The sequence below is a fragment of the Actinomyces ihuae genome (assembly GCF_001457875.1).
GTDB classification, from domain to species: Bacteria; Actinomycetota; Actinomycetes; order Actinomycetales; family Actinomycetaceae; genus Pauljensenia; species Pauljensenia radingae_A.
Window position 1 is genome coordinate 253,919 of record NZ_CZPX01000004.1, and the last position, 18,126, is coordinate 272,044.

At 61.0% G+C, this 18,126-nt stretch carries 14 protein-coding genes; 11 read left to right on the top strand and 3 right to left on the bottom strand.

The annotated features are described in order from the left end of the window. Positions 1–3 precede the first annotated feature (3 nt). Positions 4–993, top strand: a complete 990-nt coding sequence (locus BN3002_RS02335) for a bifunctional riboflavin kinase/FAD synthetase (protein ID WP_058236427.1) — start codon at positions 4–6, stop codon at positions 991–993. A gap of 37 nt (positions 994–1,030) precedes the next feature. On the opposite strand, the gene BN3002_RS02340 is transcribed toward BN3002_RS02335, so the two are convergent. The 3 genes from BN3002_RS02340 to BN3002_RS02350 form a co-directional block, all read right to left on the bottom strand. Continuing rightward, positions 1,031–2,329: an MFS transporter gene (locus tag BN3002_RS02340; protein WP_058236428.1), complete on the bottom strand. Its 1,299-nt coding sequence runs from the start codon at positions 2,327–2,329 to the stop codon at positions 1,031–1,033. Then, positions 2,326–3,630 (bottom strand): glycoside hydrolase family 1 protein, encoded by a 1,305-nt coding sequence (locus BN3002_RS02345; protein ID WP_058236429.1) that lies wholly within the window; start codon positions 3,628–3,630, stop codon positions 2,326–2,328. Before BN3002_RS02345 ends, BN3002_RS02340 begins: the two co-directional genes overlap by 4 nt. A 70-nt stretch (positions 3,631–3,700) precedes the next feature. Then, entirely contained in the window at positions 3,701–4,273 is a 573-nt protein-coding gene (locus tag BN3002_RS02350) for a YbaK/EbsC family protein (RefSeq protein ID WP_058236430.1), read from the bottom strand. A 230-nt stretch (positions 4,274–4,503) separates the two neighbouring features. Here BN3002_RS02350 and rpsO point away from each other — a divergent pair, with 230 nt between their 5' ends. The 10 genes from rpsO (at position 4,504) to BN3002_RS02400 (ending at position 18,086) form a co-directional block, all read left to right on the top strand. After that, positions 4,504–4,773 carry a 30S ribosomal protein S15 gene (gene rpsO / locus BN3002_RS02355; protein ID WP_058236431.1) on the top strand — a complete coding sequence of 90 codons (270 nt, stop codon included), beginning with the start codon at positions 4,504–4,506 and terminating at the stop codon, positions 4,771–4,773. A 189-nt stretch (positions 4,774–4,962) separates the two neighbouring features. Further along, the gene (locus BN3002_RS02360; protein ID WP_058236432.1) at positions 4,963–7,383 is read left to right on the top strand and encodes a polyribonucleotide nucleotidyltransferase; all 2,421 of its coding nucleotides are present in this window, start codon (positions 4,963–4,965) and stop codon (positions 7,381–7,383) included. Positions 7,384–7,592: 209 nt separating this feature from the next. Further along, a complete protein-coding gene (locus BN3002_RS02365) occupies positions 7,593–8,285 on the top strand; it encodes a hypothetical protein (protein ID WP_058236433.1) in 693 nt (230 codons plus the stop codon). Positions 8,286–8,299: 14 nt separating this feature from the next. Continuing rightward, entirely contained in the window at positions 8,300–9,625 is a 1,326-nt protein-coding gene (locus tag BN3002_RS02370) for a M16 family metallopeptidase (RefSeq protein WP_371935769.1), read from the top strand. A gap of 34 nt (positions 9,626–9,659) precedes the next feature. After that, a complete protein-coding gene (gene dapB, locus BN3002_RS02375; protein ID WP_058236434.1) occupies positions 9,660–10,406 on the top strand; it encodes a 4-hydroxy-tetrahydrodipicolinate reductase in 747 nt (248 codons plus the stop codon). After that, entirely contained in the window at positions 10,403–11,059 is a 657-nt protein-coding gene (locus BN3002_RS02380) for a GNAT family N-acetyltransferase (RefSeq protein ID WP_058236435.1), read from the top strand. The genes dapB and BN3002_RS02380 overlap by 4 nt, the downstream gene beginning before the upstream one ends. 43 nt (positions 11,060–11,102) lie before the next feature. Beyond that, complete coding sequence (gene dapA, locus BN3002_RS02385; protein WP_058236436.1) at positions 11,103–11,999, top strand: 4-hydroxy-tetrahydrodipicolinate synthase; 897 nt, start codon at positions 11,103–11,105, stop codon at positions 11,997–11,999. A 71-nt stretch (positions 12,000–12,070) separates the two neighbouring features. Continuing rightward, positions 12,071–13,762 carry a ribonuclease J gene (locus BN3002_RS02390; RefSeq protein ID WP_058236437.1) on the top strand — a complete coding sequence of 564 codons (1,692 nt, stop codon included), beginning with the start codon at positions 12,071–12,073 and terminating at the stop codon, positions 13,760–13,762. After that, positions 13,759–17,145 carry a bifunctional lysylphosphatidylglycerol synthetase/lysine--tRNA ligase LysX gene (gene lysX, locus BN3002_RS02395; RefSeq protein ID WP_058236438.1) on the top strand — a complete coding sequence of 1,129 codons (3,387 nt, stop codon included), beginning with the start codon at positions 13,759–13,761 and terminating at the stop codon, positions 17,143–17,145. Before BN3002_RS02390 ends, lysX begins: the two co-directional genes overlap by 4 nt. After that, positions 17,142–18,086: a PfkB family carbohydrate kinase gene (locus BN3002_RS02400; protein ID WP_193599980.1), complete on the top strand. Its 945-nt coding sequence runs from the start codon at positions 17,142–17,144 to the stop codon at positions 18,084–18,086. Before lysX ends, BN3002_RS02400 begins: the two co-directional genes overlap by 4 nt. Positions 18,087–18,126 lie beyond the last annotated feature (40 nt).

The following is an 18,126-nucleotide window of genomic DNA, read 5'->3' on the forward strand; positions in this document are numbered from 1 at the left end:
GACATGCAGGTGTGGACGTCAATTGACCAAGTGCCACGAGATTTCGCCTCCGTGGTGACGATCGGCAACTTCGATGGTATGCACCGCGGTCATCGGCGTGTGATCTCCGCCTGCGTGGACCGTGCGCGCAAACGCGGGGTGGCGGCAGTGGCCTGCACCTTTGACCCGCACCCCCGGCAAGTCCACCAGCCCGACTCGCATATGCAGCTGATCAGCCCACTGGAAGATCGCCTGAGCGCGATGGATGCTGCCGGCCTTGATCACACGCTTGTCATCCACTATGACCGCTCCTTCTATTCGCTGACGGCGCGCGAGTTCGTCCAGCTCACGCTCGTTGAGGTACTGGGTGCTGTGGAAGTTGTGGTTGGTGAGGATTTCCGCTTCGGCAAAGACAACGCCGGCACGGTCGAAACCTTGCGTGAACTGGGCAGAGAATACGGCTTTGATGTGGTGATGGTCGCTGACATCATCAGCCCGCAAGGTCGGCGCTGGTCGTCGTCCTGGGTTCGTGAACTACTTGACGAGGGTGACGTTGCTCAGGCGGCATATGTTTTGGGCCGACAGCACCGAGTGCGTGGCGTTGTTCAGCACGGATTCAAACGCGGACGCAAACTCGGTTTTCCGACTGCCAATCTGTCCGAGGGGATCGACGGTGTGGTGCCTGCGGACGGTGTGTATGCCGGATGGGTCGTACGCTCGGTGCCGAATACGACGGCGCGTGAGTTCTATCCGGCAGCGATTTCAGTGGGCACCAACCCGCAGTTCGGTGGAGATAAGCGCACCGTTGAAGCGCACGTGCTGGGGCGCGCCGACCTGAACCTGTATGGCGAGCGCATCGCGGTGCATTTCGTGGAACGCATCCGTGCGATGCAGGCGTTCGACTCGGTCGATGCTCTGACGGCTCAGATGGATGATGATCTGCGGCAAACAGCATTGGTGCTGGGGATTGGCGTGTCAGGACGCGTGGATCCTGATGCCGTGACGGCCAACTGACTGAGAGCAGACATCTGCTCGGCACCAGGCAAGCTGCTCACGCCACGTTCTTCACCCGATAAATCACGAGTGCGCCGGTCAGAGCGAGCACTCCGGACAGGATATACAGGCCCGCATAGCCGCCCAGGAATGACAAGGCTCCCGCTGCCACGACCGGTGCCAGCGCATTTGGCGTGACAACCGCGATATTCATGATTCCGACATCGCGTCCGCGTTGCGCGGGGATTGGCAGTACCTCGTTGATCAGCGCCTGATCGACCGCCATATACACGCCCCACGAAATGCCGAGTACCAGTGCGGCAATAATGACCACCCAGAACGCGTGCGCCCACGCCATGATCAAGCAGGCGGCCGCAACCCCAACGGATGATCCGGCCACGAAAATCAGGCGCCGGTGCATCTTGTCAGAAATCGACCCGGCCACCACGGCGCACACCACCACGGCCAGCGCATAGATTCCGGTCAGGATCAGCACGCCCGTATCTGGATCGTCCAGCTTGATGCGATCTCTCAGGTAGTAGAACAGGTAGAACAGTGCCGTCACGTTCCCCAGGGTCACAGCCATGCGCGCAATGAACACCCAGATAAAGTCTGCATATGGACGGTCGGCATTCGCCTGAGCGCCGACGGGTTTCTTCACATCCTCATCACTGTCATCGGTCGCGGCAGGTGTGGTCGGTGAGATCGCGAAGACGCCCTCGCCAGTGGGGACCTCGCGGTAGAAAACCAAGAACTGTACGACCAGGACCACCACGACTGCAGCGGAAATCCAGTAGGCCGGCGCGACATCGAAGACCGTGCCGATTGCCGTGCCGAGGACTAGGGCGAGTGTGTACGTCAGACCCATGACGCCTGAAACCGTGCCGTACTGGTTGGTCGGAACACGGTCGGGTGCCATCGCCTGGCTCGCTCCCACGGCGCTTGCGATCATGATCTGGAACAGCGTCCACGCGATCAGCAAACTGACGAACGAGGATGCCCCGCCCATCCACACCAGCAAGGCAGCTGATGTTACCGCGCCAATCAGCACCCACGGGGATCGACGCCCAAAACGCGAACGCGTCCAGTCGGTGACAAATCCCCACAATGCGGTGGCGATAATGGAGGCCGCACCGCCGACCGCCATGATCAGCGCAAGGTACTGCTCTTTGCCGTTGTCTCCGAAGAAGTCAAGGACCTGCTTGGCGATGAGGAGCTGGCTGGGGCCCGCCCACGCCAGGTTGATGCCCAGGTAAGCCAATCCGTAGCGACCGATCCAGCCTTTGGTGACGGGTGGTCGCGCATGAGGATCAACGAAGTGATCGTGGTGGTGGGTCTGGTCAGATGCGGTGCTCATTGCGGATCCTCCCGGTAACGCTGGCCGGCAACGTAGGTGTCGTAAAGATCCGGTGTCAGTGCGCCTTCGCGAATGATGTCGCGGTACATGAGGGCGGAGGGTTTGCACGTGCGCTGACCGGTGGCAGGATCCACACTGACCAGGCCGAAGCGCGCTGTCATTCCCTCGCTCCACTCCCAGTTGTCGGTAAAGCACCAGTGGTAGTAGCGCTCGACGGGCAGGCCACTGTGCGCCAGTGCATTCAGGTGATCCCAGATGAAGCGGCAGCGGAATGATTCATCGGCGTTTGCATCGCCGTTGTCGCACGTGCCGTTTTCAGTGATCCATACGGGTGCGTTGTAGCGCTCAGCCAGTTCGCGTGTCACCTCCACGATGCCGTCAGAGTAGACCTCCCAGCCCAGGTCGTTGACAGGGGTACCGGGTATGGTGCCATCTTCGAGCTTGTCGATCGCGCTGCGCGAATAGTAGTTGATGCCCAGGAAGTCGTAGTAGCGCCCCGGTTTTACTCCGCCACTTGTGCCGAGGGCGACCGGAAACTCACCGACCAGCATTGCCTGTGCGATGGCGTCCTGGAACGCATAGCGGGCAACGCGGGTGAGTACCCTGTGCGACGGGTTCGAGGCGACGCGCGGCACAAAAACACGCATGTGGTGCGCGAAACCGACCTTCGCTTCTGGTTGCAGCCGGTGGATCAGCATGTAGGCGCGGCAGTGAGCCTGAGCGAGGTGGCGCAGGCAGGCGCGCACGCTGCGCCACGATACATCTGCCGGGGGACCTTCCTGGAACAGGTGCGCCTGCGTGACATAGACATTGGGTTCGTTGATCGTCACCCAGTCGGTGACGAGGTTGCGAAATTCGCGTACTACCCGGTAGACGAAACGCATGAAGCAGGTGATGTTCTCGTGGCGGGTGAATTCACCTCGCTGGGCAAACCAGCGCGGATTAGAGAAGTGGTGCAGCGTCACGAGGGGTCGGATCCCTGCTTCGACGAGTGCTTCGAGCTCGTGTCGGTAATGGGCAATGGCGTCAGTGTCGAAAACACCTTCTTCGGGTTCGATGCGCGCCCACTCCAGGGACATTCGGTAGTCGCGAATGCCAAGGTTGCGCATCAGTTCGATGTCCTCGCGCCAATGCTGCCAGTGGTCGACCGCAGTAGCGGGGTCGGAGTTGTCGCGGATAGTGCCGGGCTTTTGAGCCCAGTCATGCCAGTCGTTGTGGGTGTCGCCGCCCTCGATCTGAAGGGAGGACGTGGCGACGCCCAGATGCAGGCTGGTCGGTAAGGTCACGTCGTCGGGATCCATACCGTGATGCTAGCAGGGCGACAGCACGTATGTGAGTGGTCGCTCACAGCAGCATGGGATGTGAGCCTCGTCAGGCCTGTTCGCTGACCGGCTGTGCGAGTCCCTCGATCACCTCGGCACCGGGCAGGGCCGCCAGCAACTCGCCGGGCACCGCCAACTTGGAGCGACGCAGACCTGACCCGATGACACACATGTCGACTATCACGCGTGGATCAAGCAGCAGGCGCCACTGTGGCGGCACGCCCACAGGCGTGATGCCGCCGTATTCCATGCCGGAGGCTTCCACTGCTTTGTCCTGCGGCCAAAACGAGCACTTGCGCACGTCCAGTGTCTTCTTGATGACATGGTTGACGTCGGCTCGCGTCGTTGCGCGCACGACAGCGGCAGCCACGCGTTCATCACCGTTGCGCTTGCCAGCAATGAGGACGCAGTTACACGACAAAGCCAGATTCATCTGGTAGTGCTCAGTCATCGCCTCGGTATCGGCGTAGTCTGGATCAATGTCGGCTACAAGGGCCTGCGCAGCCAGCTCCGGCTCGCGCTTGGCCAGTTCCTGAAGTGCCTTCGCGGTAGGATCCGCGAGAAGATCGAGATGCTCGAGGGCAGGGAGCCATGTCGCTGTTCCATCCAATTCAATACTCATATGGTTATTTCAGCCTGCCTGATCAACAGGCGCCACCTGAATTTCTTATGATGAGACATTAAAGCTGAACGTGCGCCATCTCACCGCGCTCGCAGCGTGATTTTCGCCCTGATCAGGCTGAAGTGAGGGCGGAGCGTGTTAGCCTGTATTCGCCGTTAGATCGGCCGCGGGATGGATTGCACGAAGACAAGCTTCGATGCTCCGCGCAGCGAGACATTTGAGGAGAACACGTGCCGCTGAGTAAAGATGTTAAAGACCAGATCATTGCTGAGTACGCAACTCATGAGGGCGACACAGGCTCTCCCGAGGTGCAGATTGCTCTGCTGAGCCAGCGAATCAAGGATCTGACGGAGCACTTCAAGTCGCACCCGCACGATCACCACTCACGTCGTGGATTGATGCTGCTGGTTGGTCGTCGCCGCAGGCTCCTCGGATACCTGTCGGACATCGATATTGAACGCTACCGTTCACTGATCGACCGCCTTGGCTTGCGTCGCTGAGTAAAGCTCGGCCCGGCTCCACCTGGAACCGGGCCGCTTTTGCTATCCCGACTCGACAATGCGCGCCTTGAACGAGCGGTTTTCGACAGTGGCTTACGGAACGCATGAACAGAAAATGCCGGTCCGTGGGCTTCGATCGAAGGCCGACGTCGGGCGCATGACCAGAACAAGAAATGGAGTATTACGCCCATGATGGAAGGCGAAGAAATCACCGCTGCCGAAGCCATTATCGACAATGGCAAATTCGGTAAGCGCACCGTCCGTTTTGAAACCGGACTGCTTGCGCAACAAGCTGCCGGCTCAACGCTGGCATACCTCGACGACGAAACAGTCGTCCTGTCCACCACGACCGCAGGGAAAAATCCCAAAGATCAGTTCGACTTCTTCCCGTTGACCGTCGACGTGGAAGAGCGTTCCTACGCTGCTGGCCGCATCCCCGGATCATTCTTCCGTCGCGAAGGCCGCGCCGGAACTGAAGCGATCCTGGCTGCACGTCTCATCGACCGCCCGCTGCGCCCCGGATTTGTCAAGGGCCTGCGCAACGAAGTCCAGATCATTGAGACCGTTCTTGCGGTTCACCCCGATGACGCATACGACGTCCTCGCCATTAACGCGGCGTCGATGTCCACCCAGATCGCGGGCCTGCCCTTCACTGGCCCGATCGGTGGTACGCGCCTGGCTCTGATCGATGACCAGTGGGTCGCATTCCCGCGTTGGTCCGAGCTGCAGCGCTCCGTGTTCAACATCGTGGTCGCCGGCCGCATCGTCACCAACGAGGACGGCACGGATGACGTGGCCATCATGATGGTGGAAGCCGGCGGCGGCGAGAACGAATGGGAACTCATCCAAAACGGTGCCACCGCGCCGACTGAAGATGTCGTTGCCGACGGCCTGGAAGCCGCTAAGCCATTCATTCGCGCGCTGTGCGAAGCACAGATGAAGGTGGCGGAGAAGGCCTCCAAGGAAACAGGCGAATTTGAGCTCTTCCTTGATTACACCGACGAAGAGTACGACGCCCTCGAAAAGCAGGTGGGTGACAAGCTGGCCGAGGCCCTCAAGACTGAAGGCAAGCTTGCCCGCGACGAGGCCGTTGACGCTGTGCGCGACGAGGCTCTGGCAGCACTTGAGGAACAGTTCCCTGAAGGCGAGAAGGACCTCAAGGCTGCATTCCGCGCCTTGGAGAAGAAGACGATTCGTGAGCGCACACTGCGTGAAGGCATCCGCATGGATGGCCGTAATCCGCGCGAGATCCGCTCCCTGTTCGCTGAGGTCGGTCTTCTGCCTCGCGTCCACGGTTCAGCACTCTTCCAGCGCGGCGAAACCCAGATCCTGGGTGTGACCACGCTGGCCATGCTGCGCATGGAGCAGCAGCTCGACAACCTGAGCCCGATTACCTCCAAGCGCTACATGCACCAGTACAACTTCCCGCCATTCTCCACCGGTGACACCGGCCGCGTCGGATCCCCGAAGCGCCGCGAAATCGGTCACGGTGACCTGGCTGAACGCGCACTCAAGCCGGTTCTGCCCACGCGCGAAGAATTCCCCTACGCCATCCGTCAGGTCTCCGAGGCATTGGGCTCGAACGGCTCCACCTCAATGGGATCGGTGTGTGCCTCAACGTTGTCACTGCTGCAGGCTGGCGTGCCGCTGCGCGCACCCGTCGCCGGTATCGCAATGGGCCTGATGACCGGCGAAATTGACGGTGAGCAGAAGGCCGTGACCCTGACCGACATCCTCGGCGCAGAAGACGGCTTCGGCGACATGGACTTCAAGGTCGCGGGCACCAGCGAATTCATCACCGCTCTGCAGCTGGACACCAAGCTGGACGGCATTGATTCACAGCTCCTGCGTTCCGCGCTCGCACAGGCTCGCGATGCCCGCCTGGCGATCCTCAAGCTGATCCACGACGCGATCGACGGCCCCGATGAGATGTCCGCCAACGCGCCTCGCATCATCACCGTCCAGGTTCCGGTCGACAAGATCGGTGAGGTCATTGGACCCAAGGGCAAGATGATCAACCAGATTCAGGACGAGACAGGCGCTGAAGTTGTCATCGAAGATGACGGCACAGTGTTCATCTCTTCCTCCGATGGTGCTTCTGCAGAAGCGGCACGCACCATGGTCAACCAGATCGCAAACCCGCAGATGCCTGAGGTGGGTGAGCGGTTCGTCGGCACCGTCGTCAAGACGACATCCTTCGGCGCATTCGTCTCCCTGACGCCAGGTAAGGACGGTTTGCTGCACATTTCGCAGGTTCGTCGCCTGGTCGGTGGCAAGCGCATCGAATCTGTCGATGACGTGCTGCAGGTGGGCCAGCAGATCGAGGTTGAGATCGCTGAAATCGGTGACCGTGGCAAGCTGTCTCTGCATGCCGTCGTTGACGGAGAGGCCGCTGAATTCGAGCCGGAACCGCGTAAGGACAAGTCCGGACAGTCCGACAAGGACCAGGATGATCGTTCAGAGCGCTCCGGACGCGGTCGCGGACGCGGCCGTGGAGAGCGTCGCCAGCGCACCCGCACCCGTCGTCATCACAACGACGAGGGCGGCTCTCACGACGCAGACTCGAAGGATCAGTCAGATTCCACTGACTCCTCCGACGATGCTGAGTAAGTGAGAACGCTGAATAAGTCTGAACGCTGAGTGATGCTGACTCGGCAAGGCGCGGCACCCGACTGAGGGTGCCGCGCCTTCTTCGTGGGCTGGCCGAAGGCCTGCCTCGAACAACGCCGGTATGGTCACAGGCGGGTGCGTCGCGGCTCAATGGCATAAGCTAAGTCTGACGCGTGCAACACAGCTGCGAACCAACGAAAGGACAGCTCATGAAGCGCTTCACGGATCCGGTCTTATTCGGCGCCCTTTTTGTCTTGGATACGCTGGCATGGCTGATACTGATGTCCACCGGCGGCATTGAAACCGCAGACCCCGGCTACGTCGCACCGATGACGGTCGGCAGCATCATTGTCATCGCCTGCCCAGCTCTGTTGGTTGCCACAGTTCTCGGCTTTGCGCGCGCTATCACCCGCCAGTCACCACGCAGCTTCTATATGTGGGCATTGTGCATGACGGTTGCCGCCGCCGTGATCGTCGGAATCGCCAGCGCCGCAACATCTGCATGGGGTATTGAAGTGGGATTCGGATGGATGACGTGGTTCTTCGCCATCATGGCTCTCGCACTTCTGATCGCTCTGATCATCGCACTCACCGGCGGCATCCCGTCGGAAAAGCACCTGGGCACCAGCGCCAAGGAGTCCAACGCTGACACCTCAGCCAGTCGCAACGACAAGACGGCAAGCGCCAAAACACGCACAACGGCTCCGCTCAAGTCCCGCTCGAGCTTGGAAAGCGATCCGCCACAAGACATCGCACCTGTCGGCGCCTCCGCAACTGAAGGCTCCAAGATGACGTCGAAGCAGGCGCGCCAGGGTGCCGACCCGCTTGACCTGCCCGACTCGTCAATTACGCCATCCGCGTCAAATGGCACATCAACGAATGCACCAAAGGAATCTCGTTAGTGACCGCACCAACCATAACTGGTATCGATCTTCCACTCGGCGGCGCGCAGGCAGCGGCCTCGTCAATGACCGTCAGCGATGATGAAACGACGGTGACGCGCACGATCCTGCCACGCGGCGTCAGAATCATCACTCAGCACGTCCCCGCCACGCGCTCAGCGGCAATCGGGCTGTGTGTGCCGGTCGGCTCGCGCGACGAAAGCCCTGTTCACGCTGGAGCCACACACTTCCTGGAGCACCTGCTGTTCAAAGGCACACCAACGATGAGTGCGCTCGATATTGCGGTCGCATTCGACGCGGTCGGCGGTGAAACAAACGCGGAAACCGACAAGGAACACACGCAGTACTATGCGCGGGTGCGTGACGCGGATGTGGATATGGCGCTGAGTGTCCTCACCGACATGGTGACCTCCTCATCGCTGGTGCCCGACGCCTTCGACGTGGAAAAAGGCGTGATCCTTGACGAACTGGCGATGGCGAAGGACTCACCGCTCGATGCAGTCCACGAAGCATTCGCTGCCGCAGTTTTCGGTGACACAACGCTGGGCAAACCGGTCGGCGGAACTCCTGAAGCAATCCGAGCCGTCAGCCGTGACGACGTGTGGGAGCACTACCAGTCCCATTACGGTCCAGACCGCCTCATCGTCTCCGTTGCCGGAAACGTTGAACACGACCACATCGTCGACCTCGTTGCTGCTTCGCTCGACCGGGCAGGGTGGCGTGGGGACGAGGGAGACCTCGGACCTGCTCCCAGGCGTGACACAACACCGGCACAGCTGGCACAACCCACTGTCCAGGAACGTCACCGCGACGTCGAACAGGCTCATGTGATCGTCGGATGCCCTGCGCTGCAGGTCGGTGATGACCGCATCCCTGCGATGTCAGTACTGCTGTCTATCCTGGGCGGGTCGATGTCGTCACGCCTGTTCCAGGAGATCCGTGAAAAACGCGGCCTGGCTTACACGACATATGCCTTCAACATGCGCTACTCGAATGCCGGCGCATTCGGGATGTATGCCGGTACGTCGCCCGCACACGTGGAGCAGGTTGAACAGCTCATGAACGAACAACTGCAGGCTCTGGCTTCTGACGGGCCGACCGAGGAAGAGATCGTTCGGGTACGTGGACACGTGCGCGGCGCGATCGCCCTGGGGCTGGAAGATAACCTGTCACGGATGGGCCGGCTGAGTAACGCCGAGCTGACCGGCACGTATTTCACGGTTGATCAGGGCTTGGCCCGCATCAACGCAGTCACCCAGGAAGACGTGCGAGCGCTGGCAGCTGAGCTGGTCAACGCCGAGCAGGGCCGCGCGGTCGTGCTGCCGAACGCGCGCAGCTAAGACAGCCGCAGGCCACCGCGGCGAAGGAGGAGAGATGAACACACTGCGAGTTGCAGTCGTTGGTGCTCGAGGACGCATGGGTGCGACCGTCGTTGAGGCCGTCAGCGCAGCACCAGACATGGAGGTTGTCGCGCGCATCGATGTCGATGACCAGATCGCCACTGACACACTCAACCAGGCGACGGTCGCTGTTGATTTCACCGCTCCGGCCGTGACAGAAGATAATGTGCATGCGTTGCTGGACTGCGGCGTAAACGTCGTGGTGGGGACAACGGGCTGGACCGATGAGTCTCGCGGGCGCGTCGCGGAGCACGCCGAACGCGCAGGTAGATCCGTCATCATCGCGCCGAACTTTGCGATGTCAGCAATTCTGGCGATGAAATTTGCCGAAATGGCCGCGCCGTACTTCGAATCGGCTGAAGTGATCGAGATGCACCATCCGAACAAGCTGGACGCACCCTCGGGAACGGCACGCACCACAGCTGAACGCATTGCCCGTGCCCGCCGCGAAGCAGGATGCGCCCCGATGCCCGATGCGACCCGCACCGACCCTGAAGGAACTCGCGGCGGCGTCATTGACGGTGTCCCCGTGCACGCCGTGCGGCTGCGTGGACTGGTCGCACATGAAGAAATCCTGCTGGGAAACGAGGGCGAGCAGCTCGTCATCCGCACCGATTCCTTTGACCGCGCATCGTTCATGCCCGGCGTCCTGTTCGCTATCCGTCACGTGCACGAACAGCCTGGTTTGACCGTCGGTGTCGATCAGCTCATGACACTATGAGCAACGCTGATAGCCGCGTCTCAGTACGCCCCGCAACCGCCCCGGATGCAGCCGACATTGCTGCCATTCAGGTCGCATCCCTACGCAGCGTTGCCCGCGCCGTAGGGGGAGCATCCGTCGACGTTTCGCCTCTGGAGGTGCAGCGCGCCTGGAATGACACGCTCTCACGCATACCACCGCCGGGATGCTCCACAATGGTGGCGCTGCACGGCAGCCGCGTTGTCGGGTTCGTGGTCGCGCAGCCGGCACCGTCCCATCACATTGACCATGCGAAGGCACCTGATATTCCAGACGGCCTTGAGCTGGCCGCCCTCGACGTGGACGAGAGATTCAGGCGCTCTGGACACGCCTCCCGCATGCTGGCCGCGATTGTGGATACCGCGCGGGAAGCGGGGCTGTCTGCCCGCAGTCTCCAGGTGTGGATCAGCCCCAACGATGAAGCGCGCGTCAGATTCTTCCAGTCAGCAGGTTTTGCGCCGGCAGGGCTGCTCAGACGGCTCGATGTGGCAGGAACGCCGATGACGCAGCACCTGTGGTGGGCAGGACTCGACTCCGCGGGATCAGGTGGCGGTGGCAGGCCGAATGCGCAAGCAGACAGTGCCGGTGCTCGCGGCCCTGAAGGGTGCGGCCACCCTGCAGAATCCACCAACTGAAACAACGCGGCCCCTCGTGACGCCATCTCCTAGACTGTGAAACATGAAACATCTTCCGTCACGTACATTCGGATCCCTCGCCCCCGCATTGGTGACCCCTTTTCACCAGGATGGCTCACTTGATGCCGAGGCAGCAGCCAGGCTCGCCACCAAACTGGTCGACGACGGATGCGACACGATCCTTCTGTCGGGTACGACGGGTGAATCACCGACCACTCACCAACCTGAAAAGGACGAACTGACCAGAGCTGTCAAGGAAGCTGTGGGGCAGCGCGCTCACATCATGTGCGGCGCATGCTCGAACGACACTGCTCACGCCGTGCGCATCGCGGAAGGAGCGCAGGCATGCGGAGCTGACTGTCTGCTGGTCGTCGCCCCGTACTACAACCGTCCTTCCCAGGCTGGACTGATTGCGCACGTGCGCGCCATAATGGACGCGACCGACCTGCCGATCATGCTCTACGACATTCCGGGGCGCACCGGCCTGGCGTTCAGCGACGAGACGTTCGATGAGCTGGCCCAATACGACCGCATCAAAGGCGTGAAGGATGCGACCGGTCAGGTGGAACGAGGATCGGCACGTATGCATCGCACAGGGTTGGAATACTACTCAGGCGATGACGGTGAGAACTTCAACTGGCTGGTGGCCGGCGCATCAGGACTGATCTCAGTGGTTGCCCACGTTGCCGCCGCCCAGTACCGCCGGATGATTGATTTGCTGGATGACAACCAGGTGTGGGAAGCGCGCGAAATCCACTTCGAACTACGCCCACTGGTCGACGCCATCATGGGAGGCGGACAAGGGACAGTGATGGCGAAGGCCGCACTGGCACTGCAGGGAATCATCGACACACCGGCCGTCCGCCTGCCGCTCGTACCGACATCTGATGAGGAGCTCACGCGCCTGCGTCAGGTCATGGAACGCATGAACCTGCTGTGAAATAGCGTGGGAAAACATCTGGACGCGCGCCGCCGCTTTCAGCGCGGTCCAATGCGTGAGACACTTGCCCCATGAAGTCCCTGTACGAAAACTTAACCGAACCGGCACCCCTACCCGAGGGCGCCGTGCGGATCGTGCCCCTCGGTGGCCTCGGTGAGGTCGGCCGCAACATGACCGTCCTCGAATATGACGGAAAGCTGCTCATCGTCGACTGCGGCGTTCTCTTCCCCGAAGAAAGTCAGCCAGGTGTTGACCTGATTCTGCCTGACTTCTCGTGGATTGAGGAGCGCCTCGACGATGTGGAGGCGATGGTACTGACCCACGGCCACGAAGATCACATCGGCGCCGTCCCCTACCTGCTCAAACTGCGCTCTGACATCCCGATCTATGGGTCGGACCTGACATTGTCGTTCGTTGAGCCCAAGTTGCGCGAGCACCGCCTGGAGAACCCACCCCTGAACGTCGTAGATGAACATGACACTGCCGAGGTCGGCCCGTTCAGCCTGGAATTTATTGCGGTGACGCACTCCATTCCGGATGCGCTCGCAGTGTTCGTGCGCACTCCCGCCGGCAAAGTTCTGATGACCGGTGACTTCAAGATGGACCAGTTGCCCCTCGACCACCGCCTGACCGACCTGCGTTCATTCGCCCGGTTCGGCGAAGAAGGCGTCGACCTGTTCATGGTGGACTCCACAAACGCCGAGGTGCCAGGATTCATCACTCCTGAACGCGAAATCGGCCCCGTCCTCAACCAGGTTTTCTCAGATGCGACCGGCCAGATCATCGTGGCCTCCTTCGCCTCGCACGTGCACCGCGTCCAACAGGTCATCAATGCGGCGGCGCGCAGTGGACGCAGGGTCGCCCTCGTGGGACGGTCAATGGAACGCAATATGCGCATCGCGGAAGAAAAAGGCTACCTGTCAATTCCCGAGGGTGTCCTGATCGAACGCTCGATGATAGGGGAGCTGCCTCCAGAGCAGCGCGTCTACATGGCGACCGGCTCGCAGGGCGAACCGATGGCCGCGCTGTCACGCATGAGCGTAGGATCGCACCGATTCGTCACGATCGAACCGGGCGACACTGTGGTGTTCGCTTCCTCACTGATCCCGGGCAATGAAAACTCGGTCTATCGGGTCATCAACGACCTGACTCGACTGGGCGCAAAAGTCGTGCACCAGGCCAATGCGAAGGTTCACGTGTCCGGTCACGCCTCTGCCGGTGAACTCATCTACGCTTACAACCTCGTGCAGCCCGCCAACGTCATGCCGATTCACGGCGAGATCCGCCACCTGGTGGCCAACGGACAGCTGGCCGTCAAGACAGGTGTCTCCCCGGAAAATGTCGTGCTGGCTGAAGACGGCGTGGTCGTTGACCTGATCGATGGGAAAGCGCGCGTTGTGGGCGCGGTTCCATGTGAATACATCTACGTCGACGGACGCTCGATCGGTGAAATTTCCGACGACGAACTCGAGACGCGTCGCACGCTGGGAGCCGAAGGGTTCATCAGCGTGTACGCCGTGGTGGAACATGATTCAGGGATGGTGCTCGCACCGCCGACGATCCGCGCGATCGGCATGGCTGAGGACGATTCTGTTTTCGACGAGATCCTGCCTGATGTGGATGACGCACTGCGCCAGGCAGCAGCGCCAGGAGGACAGGATCCCTACAAACTGCAGCAGGCCATGCGGCGCGTTCTGGGCAGGTGGGTGGCGCGCAAGCTGCGTCGCCGGCCGATGATTGTGCCTGTCGTGGTCGAGCAGTGAACGTAACACCGTCCACATCGAAACGCAGTCCGCTTCCACCAGCCAGCGAGCAGGCCACCGCCCGCGCGCTGAGAATACCGACCATCGTCTCGGACATTTACGCCATTACGATGATCTGGTCCCTCCTGTCGGTGCTGATCCACCTGATCGCTCCGCGCGTCGTTGAAATCGGCATGTTGATCACGAGCGCGTTGAACTTGCCGTCGGGTGCCGGCCTGTTCGAAGCAGTAGTGTGTGGGTCAATCGCGCTGGCCGCATCGCGACGAAAACGCGTCGTACTATGGGCCATCGCCTTTTTCCAGATCATTGGCGCCCTCACGTCCGTGTTGTTCATCATCCTTTTCGTTGCGGACGGTAGCGTTGTGTGGCTGGATATGCCGTCCTTACTGATCTCGCCGCTCGTGGCGCTCATCGTGATGGTGGCGCTGTTGCACTATCGGGCCTCGTTTCCCTCGCACATTGTGCGCGGGTCCCTCGTCGGTGCCTTGGTCATTCTGATCACAGGGATCGGCACTTCGATCGTGTGGGGAATTGTGCTGGTGACGTGGGGACCGTGGTCGCATACCACTGCTGGACCCGGATGGGTGATTTCACGTTCTCTGGGCTTCGTGTCGCTGACACTGACCGACGGTAGCGAGCCGATAGGGCCGCGCCCCCTTGCACTGGCGTTGTCTTTATGGTCAGCGCTGATCTATCTGTTGGCACTGGCCTACTTCCTGCGCGGGCAGAAAACTCCGGGACGCACTTGCGGAGATGACCTGAAAACGCGCGAACTGCTGGCCCGTTGGGGAACAGATTCGCTCGGGTACTTCGCAACCCGTGGTGACCGGTCCCTGGTGCTGTCAACAGATCAACGTGCCGGCGTATCCTATTCGGTTCTGTTTGGTGTCTGCATGGCTGCCGGCGACCCGCTGGGTGATCCCCAATCATGGCAGAACGCGATCGCGCAGTGGCGCCTGCGCTGCGCCCGCTTCGGATGGATTCCGGCCGTTCTTTCTGCCTCCGAATCAGGAGCGCGTGCCTACCGACAGCAGGGGTTTGCCGTGCGAGCCATGGGGGATGAAGCAATCGTCCACGTCCGCGACTTCGAATTGCGTGATCCCTACATGAAAGACCTTGCCCATGCGGTTCGCCGAGTGGCACGCGCCGGTATCGATATTTCGATCCGCCAGCTCGGAGAGATCGACGCCGAGGAACGCTGCTGCCTGGAACGGGTCGCCAACGAGTATCGCAGAGGCGACGAACGCGGCTTTTCCATGGCGCTGGACCGCATGTTCGACCCGGTGGATTCACGCACACGAGTAGTCGTTGCCCGCGCAGGTGACGGCACTATCGAAGCAATCCTGACATTCGTGCCGTGGGGCAATACGGGGCTGTCACTGAACCTGATGCGTCGATCAGCTACAGCGACAAACGGCATCATTGAAGCCATGATTGTCGCCCTGATAACGGACTGCGCTGACGGGCCGATCAACGCGATCTCATTGAACTTTGCGATGTTCCGTCGCATTTTTCGCGAGGGCGAGGCGGTTGATGCCACGTGGCGTGCCCGGCTGCTCCGGCGCATCATGCGCGCCGCATCCAAATGGTGGCAGCTCGAGTCCCTGTATGAATCCAATTCCCGCTACCGCCCCGAGTGGTTTCCTCGTTATATGTGCTATCGCACGTTCGCAGAAATCACACATGTTCTGGCTGCAGCCGGTGGACTAGAGGGTTTCCTGCCCGTATGGGCTGACATTGACCATGGACAGTCATGGGGCATTGATGACGAACACCGCCGGGCAGTGCACGCCATCGAGCAGGAAGCCCATCAGGCTGTTGTGCCGCAGCGTGCACTCACGGAGCAAGAACGCGTCCGCCGCTCCAAGGCTGAGCGTCTGCGCCAAAGCGGCATGGAACCATGGCCCCCGTCACTGTCGCTGGGGCTTCTCCCTGATCAGGTGCGCGCTCAAGCGCGGCAGTGTGCCGATGATACCTGGTCCCCTGACGAGGTCACTACCGGTGGGCGCATCCGTGCCATCCGAGATCATGGCGGCATCATCTTCGCCGACCTTGACCGAGGCGGGCAGACGATTCAGATCATGCTGGAACAATCCACGACGGAACCGGCAGTGTTCGAACTGTGGGGCCTGTGTGACATCGGAGACTCGGTGGCAGTAACAGGGCACCCAGGACGTACACGCTTTGGCGAGCCGACGGTGCGGGTGGCAACGTGGACGATGGCGGCAAAATCGCTGCGTCCTCTGCCTGCCCACGGCACGTCGCTGGATGCTCAGACCCGCTCCCGCCAGCGTGTGACACATCTGTTGACAGACTCCACTGCGGTGGATCTTCTGCGCAAACGCTCGCGCGTGATGGCCACTACGCGCGCTGTGCTGGCGCACAACGGATTTACCGAAGTGGAAACGCCAATCCTGCATCCGATTAAGGGCGGGGCGAACGCTCGGCCATTTATTACACACCTGAATGCCTATGGTTCCAACGTATTCTTGCGGATAGCTCCCGAACTGTACTTGAAGCGACTGGCTGTGGCGGGTATGGACGCCATTTTCGAAATGGGACGCTCCTTCAGGAACGAGGGGGCGGACATGACCCATAATCCCGAGTTCACCTCCCTGGAGGCCTACCGAGCGGGCGGCGACTACACAACGATGCGTCATCTGGCCCAGGAACTCATCCAACGCTGCGCCCTGGAAGTCAACGGACAATGCGTATGTCTGCGGCCGGCAGGGTCATTCGGTACCGAGGGATTGCAGACGGTGTGCCGCTACGACGGTGTGGACATGGTCGAATACGACCTGTCAGGTGAGTGGCCTGTGATTGGTGTCCATGAGGCGATCAGTGCTGCCACGAACACCACAGTGACACCGGATTCGGACGATGATGAGCTGATCGGCCTCTGTCACGCGCACGGCATTGACGTACCACCCGTTGTCGACCACGGAGCACTGATCGCGGTACTCTACGATGACCTAGTTGAAGCGCAAACGGTTCAGCCGACGTTCTACCGCGACTTCCCAGCATCCTCTTCGCCACTGACCCGCAAACATCGCGACGACCCCCGTCTTGCCGAACGGTGGGACCTGGTGGCTTTTGGCATGGAGTTAGGCACGGCCTACACAGAGCTGACAGACCCTATTGACCAGCGCGAACGTTTCGTTGAACAGTCGCTGGCGGCAGCAGCGGGAGACCCTGAGGCAATGAGCATCGACACGGCATTTCTCGATGACCTCGACCTGGGATTGGTGCCGACCGGAGGTGTGGGAATCGGAATGGATCGGTTGGTCATGTTGTTGACCGGCAGCACGATTCGTCAGATTCTGGCGTTCCCATATGTGCGTCCTATGACTCACGCAGGAACAGAAGGTACGGTAATGGCATGACCGGTCGTTTCATCTCGACAGATTCCATCGTGCTGTCGCTCCCGCTGCACGTTGATCACATCCCCGAGCGGGGAACATCCGTGCGGGCAGACAGCGCCATGTCACGACCGGGAGGTGGTTTCACCACGCTGTCAGCCGTGGCAGCCTACGGGATCCCCGCGCTGCTGGCCTCACCACTGGGAACCGGACCGAACTCCTTCACCGTGCGCCGCCAGCTTGCCCACGCTGGCGTCCAGATCGTGACTGATGAACTGGTGGGCGACATCGGCGCTGCCATCATGTTGGTGGAAAACGACGGCTCGACCACGTCCGTCGCTACGTCAGGCGTTGAATCTGAACCATCGCGTGCCGCCCTCGACCGTATTGAGCTGCAGGAGGGGGACCTTGTCCATATCGGTGGCGCTGACCTGGTCAACGAGTCCAGTGCGCGCGTCCTGTCCGGATGGGGAGCAGACCTGCCCGATGATGTCACTTTGGTGGTCTCCGTGTCACCGGCTGTGGAGCAGGTACCAGTGTGGGCGTGGCGCCGACTGCTGAAACGTGTGGATGTTCTGACCATGAATATCCGCCAGGCCTCCACGTTGAGCCGGATTCTGGCAACTACTGAGCCTGGCACTGCGATTCGACATGTCATACGCCCCGACGCCGCAATCGTGCGTCGCCTGGGCGTGATGGGGTGCGAAGTGCAGGTCGATGAGAACTCGCCGCGCGTGCAGATTCCCGCATTCGATTCCATCACCGTTGACACGGTCGGTGTGGGCGATACGCATATCGCGATCATGTCGGCCGCACTGTTGGAGGGGCATGACCTGATCGAAGCATGCCGCATTGCCAACGCCGCGGCAGCGGTGACCATTTCACATGAATCGGCTCTGCCGGTGCCCACGCGCAGCCAGATCGAGGAAGTCCTGCGGGAAAAGCGCGTGAAATACTCCATGTGAGGCGATCTGGCGAGTCGGTCGGCGCGTCTGAAACGGATCG

Excerpts from the sequence above, each read along its gene's own strand:
- BN3002_RS02335 (WP_058236427.1), top strand. The coding sequence starts at position 4 with ATGCAGGTGTGGACGTCAATTGACCAAGTGCCACGAGATTTCGCCTCC.
- dapB (WP_058236434.1), top strand. The coding sequence starts at position 9,660 with ATGAACACACTGCGAGTTGCAGTCGTTGGTGCTCGAGGACGCATGGGT.
- dapA (WP_058236436.1), top strand. The coding sequence starts at position 11,103 with ATGAAACATCTTCCGTCACGTACATTCGGATCCCTCGCCCCCGCATTG.
- BN3002_RS02340 (WP_058236428.1), bottom strand. The coding sequence starts at position 2,329 with ATGAGCACCGCATCTGACCAGACCCACCACCACGATCACTTCGTTGAT.
- BN3002_RS02365 (WP_058236433.1), top strand. The coding sequence starts at position 7,593 with ATGAAGCGCTTCACGGATCCGGTCTTATTCGGCGCCCTTTTTGTCTTG.
- BN3002_RS02345 (WP_058236429.1), bottom strand. The coding sequence starts at position 3,630 with ATGGATCCCGACGACGTGACCTTACCGACCAGCCTGCATCTGGGCGTC.
- BN3002_RS02360 (WP_058236432.1), top strand. The coding sequence starts at position 4,963 with ATGATGGAAGGCGAAGAAATCACCGCTGCCGAAGCCATTATCGACAAT.
- BN3002_RS02350 (WP_058236430.1), bottom strand. The coding sequence starts at position 4,273 with ATGAGTATTGAATTGGATGGAACAGCGACATGGCTCCCTGCCCTCGAG.
- BN3002_RS02390 (WP_058236437.1), top strand. The coding sequence starts at position 12,071 with ATGAAGTCCCTGTACGAAAACTTAACCGAACCGGCACCCCTACCCGAG.
- BN3002_RS02400 (WP_193599980.1), top strand. The coding sequence starts at position 17,142 with ATGACCGGTCGTTTCATCTCGACAGATTCCATCGTGCTGTCGCTCCCG.
- BN3002_RS02380 (WP_058236435.1), top strand. The coding sequence starts at position 10,403 with ATGAGCAACGCTGATAGCCGCGTCTCAGTACGCCCCGCAACCGCCCCG.